Raw genomic sequence first — 12,949 nt, forward strand, 5'->3', positions numbered from 1 at the left:
TCGATGTCGACTTACGGAAATTGCTGCGTGTATCCGTCGTCCGCTAGGTCTGGTGAACGATGTCATTCCTCTCGGATCGTGCCGCGTAGAGCTCACCGAAAAACTCGGCAATCGCGTTGCTGCTCTCGGGCATGTCCTGTGTAGAGCTTCCTGGGCCAAGCCGATTTTCTTCGCGGTCGTGAACTTGCTCAGTTCCTTCGGACGATCGGGGAGTGGCGCTGGATCACCTGTTGGGCAGTAAGATCGATCGGATTGTCAAGCATCTCCCCACGCAGGGCGACCTGACCTATTGCGATCAGATGCTCGTCATCGACCGGCCTGAAGGCGTTCCGGCGCTGTGCTTTCTCTCGCTGGTCTCGTCATGGTCTATATCCCTATTTTTCACGCATGGCGATATAGAATACTTATCATTTAGTCGTCCTGATAAGGATAATTATCGATCCTTGACTCGGTCACAACAATGATATAATATCATTATCAAAGGTCAATTTTGATCAGGATACTTATCATGGCGTACCAAAGCGAGGAGCTTATCCGAGAAGTGCAGGGCCAGCGTGTCAAGGAGGCTATCAGCCAGCGCGCTTTGGCCGCCCGCTCCGGATTGACCCAGGCGCACATTTCCCAGATCGAAACCGGGCGCCTTGAACCGGGCCTCTCGAGCTTCATCCAAATGGCGCGGGCGCTCGACCTCGAAGTCGTGCTTGTGCCTAAAAAACTTCTTCCCGCAGTGGAGGGTGTACTCCGTTCGACCGCCCCTGAATTCTTCCAGGAAGATGGGCAGTCTGTCCTTTTTGCCAAGGGTGAACGCCTCATCGCCAAACAGAAGAAGCAGTACGGCAGTTCAGCTGCGCTCGACCGCATCGCAGAATATCTTCGCTTCCTAAAACAAGTCCGCCTTTCAAAGTCCGACCTCGCCCTCGTTACGGATGTCATTGAGACTTTGCGTCACGATAAGGCCAGCCCGCCACCAAAGCCCGTACTAGATAATATTGCGGGCGTACTGCAGGGCCTTCGCAACCGGATCGCGCATCCTGTGGAAGCGCCGCGTCCGGCCTATTCTTTTGATGGAGGGGACGACGATGCCTGACGTCTCGGTTCTGGACGTTCATCTGTACGGCAAACCCATCGCCACCCTCACGCTCGTGCAGGGGGATCGGGCGCTCTTTGCCTTCAATCAAAGCTATATCGACGATCCAGATCGCCCGACCCTGAGCCTGTCTTTCAAAGACCAGTTCGGCAATCTCCTGACCGCGTTCAGGCCCTACCGCATGGTTCTTCCGCCGTTTTTCTCTAACCTGTTGCCGGAAGGACCGCTGCGCCGTTATCTCGCAGAGCGCGCGGGCGTGAAGGAAAAGCGTGAATTCTTCCTGCTGTGGATGCTGGGTCAGGATCTTCCGGGCGCATTGTCGGTCCATCCGGCGGAAGGCGAGGCCCTGCCGCCGCAGGTCGAAGAGGACTTAACGCCGGACGAGCGGCACACCATGCTGCGGTTTTCCCTGGCTGGTGTGCAGCTGAAATTCTCGGCGCTCAAGAGCAATTCCAAGAGGGGCGGCCTGACCATCCCGGTGGAAGGCGTCGGCGGATCGTGGATCGTCAAACTGCCGTCCAACCAGTACGCGGGCGTGCCCGAGAACGAATATTCGATGATGACGATCGCGAAGGCCATGGGCATGGACGTACCGGACCTTCAGCTGCTCGACGTGAACGCGATCGATGGACTGCCCGAGGGCATCGGCGAATTCAAAGGACAGGCGCTCGCCGTCAAGCGGTTTGACCGGACCGCCGACGGTCCTGTTCACATGGAAGACTTCGCGCAGGTCTTTGGCGTCGCGCCGGACGAGAAATACGAGCACGTCAATTATAAGGGGATCGCAGGTGTGCTCGGCATTGAAACCGGTGATGCCGACGTCGCCGAATTTATTCGCAGGCTCGTCTTCAGTACGCTGATCGGCAATACCGACATGCACCTTAAGAACTGGTCGCTGATCTATCCCGACCGGCGAACGCCAGCATTGTCGCCCGCTTACGATCTGCTTTCGACCATTCCCTATATTGCGGATGACAAGATGGCGTTGAACTATTCACGCAGCAAGAAAATGACCGAGTTTTCCAAAGATGAACTCAAGCATCTTGCGGCGAAAGCGAAGATTTCTGAAAAGCTTGTCCTCGATACCGCCACCGAAACGGTGCAGCGATTCAAGCAGGTGTGGTCAGACCAGAAGAAGACGCTTCCGCTGGATAAAAAGGTGGTCGGTAGCGTCGATGCACACGCGGTCTCCATCCCGATTTACAGCGAGCTGTAGGATGCCCTACGAGTTCGGAAACCTTTCGCCAGCCGATTTCGAGGACCTCGCCCGTGACCTCGTCGGCCGCGAGCTTGGTATCCGTTTCGAGGCGTTTGCGGCCGGTCCAGACGGCGGCATGGATGGCCGACACGCCAAAGGCGGCGCAAAGATCATCCTTCAGGCCAAACATTACGCAGGCTCAACTTATCCCGGCCTCAAATCAGAACTCAAACGGGAGCGTTCGTCGATTGATCGTCTCGCGCCTACACGCTACGTGCTTGCAACATCGCGCGCGCTGACGCCGCCCAGAAAAACAGAACTTGCGGCTCTGATAGGCCCCTCTCTCCAAAGCGAAGGTGATATTCTAGGGCCGGGGGACCTGAACGGGCTTATCAGGAAATACCCTGATACTGAGAAGTCTCATATCAAGCTTTGGCTGTCAGGCGTGGGTGTATTGGAGCGCGTCTTGCGGTCGGCTGCGCATACTGTCAATAATATCACCCGTGAAGAAATCGAAGCCAAGGTACGTGTTTATGCGCCGAACCCGAGCTTCAATGGTGCCCGCGATACGCTGGAAGCGCATCATCTTGTGATCATTTCAGGCCCGCCGGGCGTCGGTAAGACCACGCTCGCCGAGATGCTATCTTACGCCTATATCGCCGAGGATTGGGAGCTTGTAGCGATCCGAAGTCTCGATGACGGTTTTGCCGCCATCGAAGATTCGAAGAAACAGGTCTTCTTCTTCGATGATTTTCTCGGAAGGGTGGCGCTAGACCGGAGTGCCCTTTCGCACAAGGACTCCGATCTCGCGCGCTTTATCAAGCGCGTCCGGAAATCCCCAAATGCGCGGTTCATTTTGACCACGCGGGCCTACATATTCGAGGAGGCCCGGCTGGTTTCCGAGCACTTAGCCGATCAGCGCCTGGATATCAGCAAATATGTGCTCGATGCCGGCATTTACACCAGACGGATCAAGGCGCGCATTCTCTACAATCATCTGCTCGTCGCGGGAACGCCGCAGAGTCACATAAGCGCGCTCATCGGAAGCGGTCATATCGCCAAGATCGTCGATCACAAGAACTATAGCCCACGCATTATCGATTGGATGACGGATAGCACCCGTGTGGGGGACATTCTGCCGGAGATCTACCCGGCCGCGTTTATCGATGCTCTCACGAATCCGAAGCAGCTATGGGACATTGCCTTCCGCACGCACATCGCCAAGATGTGCCAGCATCTCCTGCTCGCTCTCTTTTTTAGCTCCGAATACGGGGTTAGGCTCAAGGAGCTGAAGCTTTCCTATGAAAGTCTACACCCGCGCCTCTGCGCGAAATATGGCGAAGAGCACGGACCCAAGGATTTTGACGAGGCCCTGCGAACCCTTGAGGGAGGGTTCGTTAAGATCAGCGGGCCGCTCGTAAGTTTTGTGAATCCTTCTTTGCGAGATTATCTGACGGAGTATCTCAATGACGATGCGCTTCTCCGTGAGATCGCCGCCTCTGCCGTCGAATCGGACTTTGCACGAGCGGTCTGGTCATATTGCAAGACCATAAGGCTTCCAGCCGATAGCCTTGCAGTTGTGGCCACGTGCTTCGCCAAGATTGCGGGTGACTTTCTTCACCTCCCGGTATGGATCAAGACGCCCGGAAAACACGGGGATTCGTTGCAACAAACCGGTCTCTCGAACACACAACGCATAGAGCTGTTAATTGCCTGGCATCGATCCAGCGGCGATCAACGATTTTCAGATCTTGCTCTCGCGCTTGCGCGCGCGCCGGTAGACGGGCTGGACTCCTGGCGCGACGGCGACGACGTAATCGAGCTCATCGCCAAATTGCGTGACGGAGATTATTTTGACGAGTTCACTGTTGCAGGCGAGCTCGCCAATTGCCTCGAGACCGCTGCGATTGGAATGATCCACAATTGCGCTCCGGACGATCTTGAGAAAATCTCAGATGCGGTTGAAGAGTGGAAGCTGCATTTAGGCAGCGAGATTCCTCAGGCTGTTAACGAGGTCATTATAAGAGAGTTCGATGAAATAGATAGGACTGTCGAAAGCATCGACTCGGAATCGACCCTTACGGAACACATCGAGACTCTTAAAAAATTAGCAACTAGAACGCGTGTAAGCACAGCGGTCGTCTCTCGCGCAGTGGAAACGGTTATGGAGCGGATCGCCGTCGTCGAAGGAAGATCGACGAGATCAAGTTCGCCTTCAGTTCGCGCGTCCACTTCCGAAGCGGACAAATTCGACGATGCAGCCCTGCAGAATTTATTCGCGCCGCTCATTCGCCGATAGCTGTCGCCACGTGGCCGTAGTGCATTCGGGTTTCGATTTGCGTGAGAAGCCGATGCGGGCCCTGCAATACAAATTCGAAGATCTGTCGGGCATAGTCTTCGGTGCAAGAACCGATTTGGCGGACAGGCTGAGGATCATGCGCATTATTGACCAGAAATGCTGCCTGGAACGGCGTAGCGATTTTGAATTCTTTGAAGTGAGATACGCGCCTGAAGAGTCGACGTTTCGCCTTCACCAGCTCAATCTTCTCAAGATTAATTATGATTAGCCTCTGGGTGCTAACCGGCAGGATCGATGTGCCGTAGACAATCCTCATCGGCGGCGTTGAACTTGGAATGAGGAGCAAAGCCAACCCAAAACTCGTTCGTGGACTGAAGGCGCTCGCACTCTATCTTGAAGCAGAATTCCCTTCGATGCCGTGTGGTACTGGAAAAGATATCGTCATATTCGATCCATCCCCAAAGATAATGCAACGCTCCTACCAAGGGTGTTTCAAGCTCCGCCGCTTGGGTTGTAATCGACGGCGTGTGCCAGACCAGTTGCGGACCGATCAGAGCATTGCCGAAATTGGTCGAATCAGGAAAATGAAAGTCCGCTGGGATTGTGCTATTAAATCTGTTGTGATTTATGTTGGTTCGCGCGTTGATCGCCGGAGTCATGCCGCCGTTCTTCAGAATGACGGAAAATCGATAGGTGTGTACCGCGCCGGGAACGATGTTGTCATGGAGGGTGCCTACGCGATTGGCAAGCCGGTGGTTCACCATATTGATGTCTTGCACAGTGACGTATGCCCGTAACTGCCGTTCGGCATTTGTCACAGCGATCTGATCGCTCGTGATTGCTGCGTTAGAGTCGGTGGCGGCCTGGATAGAGGCTTGCATGTCCCGGGACTGAGCGGCCAATGTTTCGCCAAGCAGGTGTAGCTGGCGCTCTCCGGCCTCCCATAGTTTGTCTGCCGCCCGCTTGAGCGTGAACGTGAAGATGGCAATCGCAATGGTCGCAACGGCGGTAATCGCGCCGCTCATTTTATCCAGGAATTGCGCAACCTCGAACACGATGAAGGGAAGGAGCTGATAAGAGGTGCAGTTCGCGACCTTGGCCTCTCCGGCGGGCTCGCAAATCTGGCCGTGGTAGGGGATAAACCGGAGGACCAGCAGCAGCACCAGCAGCAGCGCCGTTCCGACGATCCAAATGATCTTTGCGCGACGCGACAAATTGAGTCCCTCCGGTTCCTCCGAGCGCACCATAAATCAAGAACGGAGATAGGTCGTCGCTATGGGCTTCACACCGGGCGAGCGGCCGGCGCAGGAATTTGGTGTGCGTGCAGAAAGTGGCCGTTGAGGTGCGCGACGACATGTTCGCGCTTAAAAATGCTGATCGAGCTCTATCTTGAGGGCAAAGAAGCGCCAAAAGCTCCGGCGCAGGACAAGCCCGTGATGTCGCCTTGGGCATTCCAGCAGAAGCAACCGATCATCCTTGTCGCGCTTCCATTGAGCTAAGGGGGAGGCGCTGAATTTCGCGATCTCCATCACAGATGTACAAGCCTTTCTCGCCAAAGCCGGGCAACCCCTGACGTCAAGGCGCCGCCCACCTGCAAAGCTGCGAAGATCTATGGGGGCCGGACAGTCAGAGTATCGGAGGATCGAAATTCGGACCAGCGGCGGGACATCTCGTTTTACGACGTGGATTTCGACGGGAGGATCGATCCCCCCGGATGCGAGTGTTTCACTTGATGCGAGTCTGAACTTTCCGCCATTTTCTGTCGGCCTCCCGAACGGCTTGTCGCTCCACAAGTCTCCTCTTGTTTAAGTCGGAACGCGAGGTGCCTCGTTCGATGAATCCGCATTCGGCTGAGAAGAGCCTTCCCAAGCTCATCACAGGAGTGTCTTTGTCCATTATGTCCGTCACCGCGACTGCGGTCTCTTCGCCAAGATCGAAATAGAACGGCGCGTTGCGCGTCCGTGCGATTAAGGCCTGTAGTGGGGATGGCGCTCGCACGTAAGAAAGGAAGTCGGCTGGCGTGGGCTTATCCCCGAGCCAGAGTGATGTAGCAGAGCTTCTGCGTTTGGTTGTCGCTGGTTCACGCGAGTTGGAGAAGAAACGCTTAAGAAGAGACACGTCCGTCATATGAACGTTATTCCGCGCGTCAGCCGCTGCGTACGGCAACGAACTCAAAATGCAAGGAACGATAATCATATTCTTTGCGTCAATCCCAGATACGTCGCGAACCGCGTTAGCATGGTCGTGCAACGCAGTAGCCAAACGGGTGACCTGATTTACGGCAGAGTTCATCTCCAAGGCGAAATAGTAAGCTGCCGCTGGATTATGGGCCGACAATGTTCGATTTTTGCATTCGAAGACGAAAAGATATTCGTTCCAAGGCACGACAAGGTCGTACTCGAACTCTTCTCCGGCGATCTTCAGCCTGAAGGCCTTCGCGGCCAATCCTTGACCAGCGATAAAGCGCAACATTTCCCTTTCGAAGGCCTTGCCTTTGCGCCCTAGCTGCTCGCCTTGTTTTCCGACAGCAGAAAGCGTTACGCGGCCAGGCTCAGAATATATGATCGCTGGGCCAAAGAGCAAGGGAACCGTCTCGCATTCTCACGAGCGGTTGGTCAAAAAGATCGCGGCTGGTTTTGCGCATTGATGCTTGGTTGATAAAAAGGTCTGCGGCGCCATTCTTCAGGCCGACCCGCTCCAAAAGAGCGCGCAACTCGCTGCGGGGGATGATGTGGCATAGTCTCTTCAAACCGAGAGTGCGGTAGCGCTCGCCGGCTAGACTTTGCAACGTAGAATATCCGCGTATCCATTCGACGAGCCTCAGCCCGCACGGACGCTCCTGGTCGTCGAGGACAAAGTAACCAAGCACTTCGCTGAGCGAAATACAGGAATGGCCTTCCTCTGGCGACACGTATCCTTTCGGCGGAAGTTCAAGAGGACCGTCTATCCCTGAAGCCCAAGTCTTCAAGTTGGTATTCTGCAGCAACCCGTGATAGGTCCGCGCTAGCTGATCGGTAAGACGTACATTAGCGTAGTAATCGAGTCCTTCTTCGGGCGTAATGAGCTCATACGCGATCGCTCGCTTGGCGTCCTTCGGCACCCATCTCGGCATGGGCTCGCCGATAACACGAAATCCGCGGCCAAAATATCGACAACGTTGCTCCAAGCGTTCCCAAAGACGCCAAGAAGCCGCCAGCGCAAGAGTGGCCGCGGTCCGGTCATTGTCGACATCCGTGGGCTCCGGCAACGCCGGCAAAAAAAGGAACCCGTCCACCTCGAACCATGACTGCTGGTAGCCAAGCAACAGCAGGGTCATCGTGGCCATGTTGACCAAATTGCCGAGCGCGCCGTCCGGATTGAATGATGTACCATCCCGACGCCGCACGCGGAAATGGCTCAACTTTATGCGTCTTCGGCGCAGCAGGTCGGCGTGAAACTCCTTCATCATGTCATCGAATGCATGAGCTGACCAGGATAGCCCAGACGCGGCCTGAACCTCCGGAGCCATTTTGGCGGCGTCTGTCGCAGAAAGGCTCCTCAGTATCTCTGCATAGCCCGCTTCTATCTGATGGCTAAGTCCCGTCAGTTCATTGACCTCGCGCGCCCAATCTTGCCCGAGATGTTCTAAGAAGTGCGCTTCGACGTTTGCTAGGAACGCATCGCGAGCTCGGCTCCGGATCGGGGCCGGCCGCTTCTGAAAGAGGTTGCCGTTGCGGCGAAGTAGACCGAGAAGCTGAGCCGCGCAAGCTTGATCCAATACAAGTGTAGAAAGATGTTGCTCAAGTCTGTGCCAATCCAAGTCCTTTAAACTCGTCTTGACGATACTCTCGCTTAATGTTCGGGAAGGCATTGCAGATTCCACACCATTCTACGGGCGCCTGACAAGCTGCGCGCCAAGATTGATCGACCCACTAAACCTGAATAGGCGACCGTGCAACGGCTGATGCCACGGTTTGCGCAAGGGGGGCTGAAACCTTTCGATCAGCATCATCGGGATAAGTCGTTGAAATCGCAGCAAATGCGAGCGCCCTCCGAGAGCGCCAAGGGCGCGGAACGTACGATCGCTTTGTTGAGTCGATCGGACGGCGGCTTGCAAGCGGATCCACCGTCCTGAAAGAGGTGAGCATCGACATGCACGCCTCTGACAAGCATGAGTAATCAGTACGCGCGCCCCAATGCGCCCTGGCAGTTCCTGGCAATGGGTGCGGCGCTGAATCAGATAAGCAGACTGCAGGTCGGCAGCACGCCATGAAGCAACAAGCGATGGGCGCGTCACTCAAGGCGCCCGGGCCCGCTGCAACAGCCCGTTAGCTGCGCGCGAATGATAGAGGCTTTACAAATCCAGCTCTTCTTGAGACCGCCTTGTCTTTCTTTGGCTACGCCACACTACGACGCAGAAGTCGGTGCGGTTGAAGTGACGTTCGGATTGGCCCTTGTGTCAACTCCATCATCGCTGGGCGCGATTCAGCCGTTTCGATTCCGAAATCGACGCCGCGCGTGCCGCGGTGCGCGGGCAGGTCGCGGCCGCTAATTGGGAGCGAACAAGCAGTGCAAGTCGATGGAGAGCTTGGAGGCCAGCCTAACTCGATTGTGAATCAAGCCGACAGCGATGCGCAGCCGAGCCCGAACGAAGGAGCGCGAACCAAGAAGGTTACCGTTCAGCTCTCCGAGAGCATGTTTCAGCGGCTTGAAGTTGCGACCGAACGCCCGGGGCTCGGCAAGAGCATGGTCGTCGAGACGGCGCTTGAAAGATTCCTGAATCCTTCACCGCCCATCGAGGGGCGCGTTCATCAGGCTCTGGACCGGATAAGTGGCCAGATGGCCAGGCTCGAGCACGAGATCGCGATCATCGCCGAGATCGTAGCCCTGCATGCGCGCTATCACCTCACCGTGACGCCGCCCATGCTGCCATCCGGGCAGCGGGAGGCGTGCCTGCTCGGACAGCAGCGTTTTAAGGTGTTGGCGGAGCAGGTCGAACGGCGGGTACGGCTCGGTCAGCCATTGATCCAGGAGACGATCGATCGGCTGGGCAGGCGCAGTCGACCTGTCAGTGAAGCTCATGCTGGCGCGTCACAACGCGCGGCAGAAGAACAGCCGAGAAAGGAGGGTCTGTCAGCAGTCGCGGCGGATGGAAACTCCGAGCCGAGCGCTGCCGCCGAGGAGGGCGGCAGCAGTCCAAACTTTCGAAACCTGCCCAACTCCTTTTGTTAGGCCGGCCGCCAGAAGCGTGCGGAAGGAGCTTGGGTCGCAAATATTGCCGGTGGCACGAGTTGAGCCAATCCCTGTGTGGCGGCTCATCGCGTGCGTGTTTCTTCCCTTCGCGGCCGGGTACTACCTTTCGTACCTGTTCCGGACGATCAATACACTCATTGCTGGCCGCCTCGCCTCTGATCTCGGGCTTGGCCCTGCCGATATCGGGCTGCTCACGTCAATCTATTTTCTTGTCGTTATGGGGGCCCAGATTCCGATCGGCATGTTACTTGATCGCTTTGGGCCGCGCCGGGTCCAGAGCGTGCTCTTGGCTGTTGCTGCAGGGGGGGCCGCGCTCTTTGGGCTATCGACGGGATTCCTGTCGCTTCTTTTTGCTCGCGCGATTGTCGGACTTGGGAGTGCAGCAGCCCTGATGTCCGGGCTGAAAATCATTGTCCTCTGGTTTCCAAGAGAACGTTTGGCGCTGATCAATGGCTATATGATTATGCTGGGCTCATTGGGCGCGGTCACCGCAACGGCTCCTGCGGAAGCGCTCCTGGACTGGATCGGGTGGCGGGGTCTATTCGGCGTGCTGGCCGCCGCGAGCGCGCTTGCTGCCATTTTGATCTATCTCGTGGTTCCCGAACGAACCACTGGGCCACAGGATAGCAGGACGCCCGCCACTCTAAAAACCGTCTACTCGGATGCGCGGTTCTGGAGAATGGCGCCCTTATCGGCGACCTGCATCGGGTCCGCTTGGGCACTGCAATCCTTATGGGCGGCGCCCTGGCTTTGCGATGTGGAGCGGCTGGATCGAACGAGTCTCGTCAACGAATTGTTCGTGATGGCGGTCGCTCTTAGTCTCGGCGCTCTCGTCTTGGGCGTCCTTGCCAACTGGGTGCGCCGCCGGGCTAAGAAGACCGAGGCTCTGTTTGGCTTGGTCGCGGCGATGTTGATTGTGGCGGAGCTTGTGCTGATCCTGCATCCGCCCTGGCCATCACTCCTGCCGTGGTGCGTGCTGTCGATGGCCGGCTCAGCCACTGCTCTGACCTACGCCATCATAGCGGATTATTTCCCGGCCGAGCTGGTTGCGCGCGCCAATGGCGGTCTGAATGTCCTGCAGTTTGGCTGGGCTTTCCTCGTGCAATACGGGATGGGACTGATTCTGGAGCAATGGCCTCTAGAGACGGGGCATTATCCTTTAACGGCCTATCAGACCGCGTTCGGTGTTAACGTTTTGCTGCAGGTGGCGGCGCTGGTCTGGTTCGCCGCCGTCCCGTGGCTGGAGCGCCGGAAACGGAAGGCTGGCGCTTCGGCCACACGTCAGCCGGCAGGAGGCTGGAACTCGGTTGAGGTCGTTATTCTACCAGCCGAGCTCGCCATCCTGGAGGCGGATGATCATGCGGAGTGGTGAAGCCCGCATGTCGCCGGGCTGATGTCCGGGGTCATGATGTTCGGCGCGTCAGAAGCGATCGTCCCTAATCTTTCTTCTTCTACGCCAGACTACGACTGACCCGGTCCCATTGTTGCTGTCGCGCAGGTTCTGCTTTTTCTAGTTGTCCTCATGTGAGGCGGCTAGACGCTAGCTGGCTCACCCAACTGGGGGGCAGTCGTGGCGATCCATTCATTTCATTCGGAAGCCGAGTTGCGCGGAGCGCGCATGCTCCGCACAGCGCTGGGCTCGGCCATCGCAGGCTTTCTGGAAGATCCGTCCGTCGTTGAGGTGATGCTGAACCCCGATGGCCGGCTGTGGATCGATCGGCTGTCGAGCGGCCTTACCGATACCGGCGAGAGTCTATCAGCTGCCGACGGCGAGCGAATTGTCCGGCTGGTCGCCCACTATGTGGGCGCTGAGGTTCATGCCAGCTCGCCCCGAATCTCGGCTGAGCTGCCGGAAACGGGAGAACGTTTCGAAGGCTTGTTGCCGCCGGTCGTCGCCGCGCCGGCCTTCGCGATCCGCAAACCTGCGGTCGCCGTGTTTGGGCTGGACGACTATGTCGCTGCCGGCATCCTGAGCTTGGAGCAGGCGAACGCGCTCCGCGATGCGGTCGCTACACGCAAGAACATCCTGGTCGCGGGCGGCACATCGACGGGCAAGACGACGCTGACGAACGCGCTTCTGGCGGAGGTGGCCAAAGGTTCGGATCGCGTCGTTCTCATCGAAGATACGCGGGAGCTTCAGTGCACGGCGCCGAACCTCGTGGCGCTGCGCACCAAGGATGGCGTCGTCTCGCTGTCCGAACTTGTGCGTTCGTCGCTTCGCCTGCGCCCTGATCGTATCCCGATTGGCGAGGTGCGCGGAGCCGAGGCGCTCGATCTGCTCAAAGCCTGGGGGACTGGACATCCCGGTGGTGTCGGCACGATTCACGCTGGCACCGCGCTTGGCGCGCTCCGCCGGCTCGAGCAGCTCATCCAGGAGGCCGTCGTCACGGTCCCGCGCGCGCTGATCGCCGAGACCATCAACGTCATCGCCGTGCTCTCTGGCCGTGGTGCCGAACGGCATTTGAGCGAACTCGCTTGCGTCACCGGGCTTGGGGCATCAGGCGACTACACCCTTTCGAAAATCGGAGATCAGTCATGAACCTACGATCATCTCTCGGGCGAGGTTTCACGTCAGTTGCGACATTTGCTTGTCTGTACTTGGTGAGTAGCCCGGCCTGGGCCGCCGGCTCCAACATGCCCTGGGAGCAGCCGCTCAACCAGATCCTGCAATCGGTTGAAGGACCCGTGGCCAAGATCATCGCGGTCATCATCATCATCGTGACAGGTCTCTCGCTCGCATTCGGCGACACCTCGGGCGGCTTCCGGCGGCTGATCCAGATCGTGTTTGGTCTGTCGATCGCATTTGCGGCCTCGAGCTTCTTCCTGTCGTTCTTCTCGTTCGGCGGCGGGGTGGTGGTGATCTGATGGATGAGCCAGTCCCGGGCTTTGTCGCCCCTGTCCACCGTGCGCTGACCGAGCCGATCCTGATGGGCGGGGCACCGCGATCGGTTGCCATTCTCAACGGCACGTTGGCTGCAGCACTCGGCCTCGGTCTGCGCTTGTGGCTGGCCGGACTTCTGCTGGCGTTCATCGGCCACATGGCCGCGGTCTGGGCCGCAAAGCGCGATCCGGAATTCGTCGAAGTCGTGCGCCGGCACGTTCGTGTTCCCGGTCACCTCAGCGCTTGAGAGAA

13 protein-coding genes are annotated in these 12,949 nt (G+C 57.6%); 9 read left to right on the forward strand and 4 right to left on the reverse strand.

Going from position 1 to position 12,949, the window contains the following annotated elements; all coding sequences use genetic code 11:
* Positions 1–508 precede the first annotated feature (508 nt).
* Genes ACIPUD_RS37510 through ACIPUD_RS37520 form a run of 3 tightly spaced genes read left to right on the forward strand, consistent with a single transcriptional unit; the run spans position 509 to position 4,584 of the window.
* On the forward strand, positions 509–1,087 hold the full coding sequence (locus tag ACIPUD_RS37510) for a helix-turn-helix domain-containing protein (protein ID WP_446482697.1): 579 nt from the start codon (positions 509–511) through the stop codon (positions 1,085–1,087).
* Positions 1,080–2,303, forward strand: a complete 1,224-nt coding sequence (locus ACIPUD_RS37515; RefSeq protein WP_446482698.1) for a type II toxin-antitoxin system HipA family toxin — start codon at positions 1,080–1,082, stop codon at positions 2,301–2,303. Before ACIPUD_RS37510 ends, ACIPUD_RS37515 begins: the two co-directional genes overlap by 8 nt.
* Before the next feature lies 1 nt (position 2,304).
* Positions 2,305–4,584, forward strand: a complete 2,280-nt coding sequence (locus ACIPUD_RS37520; protein ID WP_446482699.1) for an nSTAND3 domain-containing NTPase — start codon at positions 2,305–2,307, stop codon at positions 4,582–4,584.
* Here ACIPUD_RS37520 and ACIPUD_RS37525 read toward each other — a convergent pair.
* Both ACIPUD_RS37525 and ACIPUD_RS37530 read right to left on the reverse strand, forming a co-directional pair.
* Positions 4,571–4,819 carry a hypothetical protein gene (locus tag ACIPUD_RS37525; RefSeq protein WP_446482700.1) on the reverse strand — a complete coding sequence of 83 codons (249 nt, stop codon included), beginning with the start codon at positions 4,817–4,819 and terminating at the stop codon, positions 4,571–4,573. The genes ACIPUD_RS37520 and ACIPUD_RS37525 overlap by 14 nt on opposite strands.
* Positions 4,820–4,862: 43 nt before the next feature.
* On the reverse strand, positions 4,863–5,798 hold the full coding sequence (locus tag ACIPUD_RS37530; protein WP_446482701.1) for a hypothetical protein: 936 nt from the start codon (positions 5,796–5,798) through the stop codon (positions 4,863–4,865).
* Positions 5,799–5,954: 156 nt separating this feature from the next.
* Between ACIPUD_RS37530 and ACIPUD_RS37535 the strand changes: the two genes are divergently transcribed.
* Positions 5,955–6,083 carry a hypothetical protein gene (locus tag ACIPUD_RS37535; RefSeq protein ID WP_377786234.1) on the forward strand — a complete coding sequence of 43 codons (129 nt, stop codon included), beginning with the start codon at positions 5,955–5,957 and terminating at the stop codon, positions 6,081–6,083.
* Between the two features lie 226 nt (positions 6,084–6,309).
* Here ACIPUD_RS37535 and ACIPUD_RS37540 read toward each other — a convergent pair whose 3' ends face one another.
* Complete coding sequence (locus tag ACIPUD_RS37540; protein ID WP_446482702.1) at positions 6,310–7,056, reverse strand: hypothetical protein; 747 nt, start codon at positions 7,054–7,056, stop codon at positions 6,310–6,312.
* Positions 7,057–7,135: 79 nt separating this feature from the next.
* Positions 7,136–8,434, reverse strand: a complete 1,299-nt coding sequence (locus tag ACIPUD_RS37545; RefSeq protein ID WP_446482703.1) for a hypothetical protein — start codon at positions 8,432–8,434, stop codon at positions 7,136–7,138.
* 698 nt (positions 8,435–9,132) lie between these two features.
* On the opposite strand from ACIPUD_RS37545, the gene ACIPUD_RS37550 reads away from it, so the two are divergent.
* The 5 genes from ACIPUD_RS37550 to ACIPUD_RS37570 all read left to right on the forward strand — a co-directional run bounded on the left by ACIPUD_RS37550 (position 9,133) and on the right by ACIPUD_RS37570 (position 12,944).
* Positions 9,133–9,795 carry a hypothetical protein gene (locus tag ACIPUD_RS37550; protein WP_377786238.1) on the forward strand — a complete coding sequence of 221 codons (663 nt, stop codon included), beginning with the start codon at positions 9,133–9,135 and terminating at the stop codon, positions 9,793–9,795.
* A 73-nt stretch (positions 9,796–9,868) separates the two neighbouring features.
* Positions 9,869–11,188, forward strand: coding sequence for an MFS transporter (locus ACIPUD_RS37555; protein ID WP_446482704.1), 1,320 nt, complete (start codon positions 9,869–9,871; stop codon positions 11,186–11,188).
* Between the two features lie 246 nt (positions 11,189–11,434).
* Complete coding sequence (gene trbB, locus ACIPUD_RS37560) at positions 11,435–12,355, forward strand: P-type conjugative transfer ATPase TrbB (RefSeq protein ID WP_446482705.1); 921 nt, start codon at positions 11,435–11,437, stop codon at positions 12,353–12,355.
* Positions 12,352–12,681, forward strand: a complete 330-nt coding sequence (locus ACIPUD_RS37565) for a TrbC/VirB2 family protein (protein WP_446482706.1) — start codon at positions 12,352–12,354, stop codon at positions 12,679–12,681. The genes trbB and ACIPUD_RS37565 overlap by 4 nt, the downstream gene beginning before the upstream one ends.
* Positions 12,681–12,944: a VirB3 family type IV secretion system protein gene (locus ACIPUD_RS37570; RefSeq protein WP_007600323.1), complete on the forward strand. Its 264-nt coding sequence runs from the start codon at positions 12,681–12,683 to the stop codon at positions 12,942–12,944. Before ACIPUD_RS37565 ends, ACIPUD_RS37570 begins: the two co-directional genes overlap by 1 nt.
* Positions 12,945–12,949 lie beyond the last annotated feature (5 nt).

The organism is Bradyrhizobium sp. CAR08 (assembly GCF_052871955.1).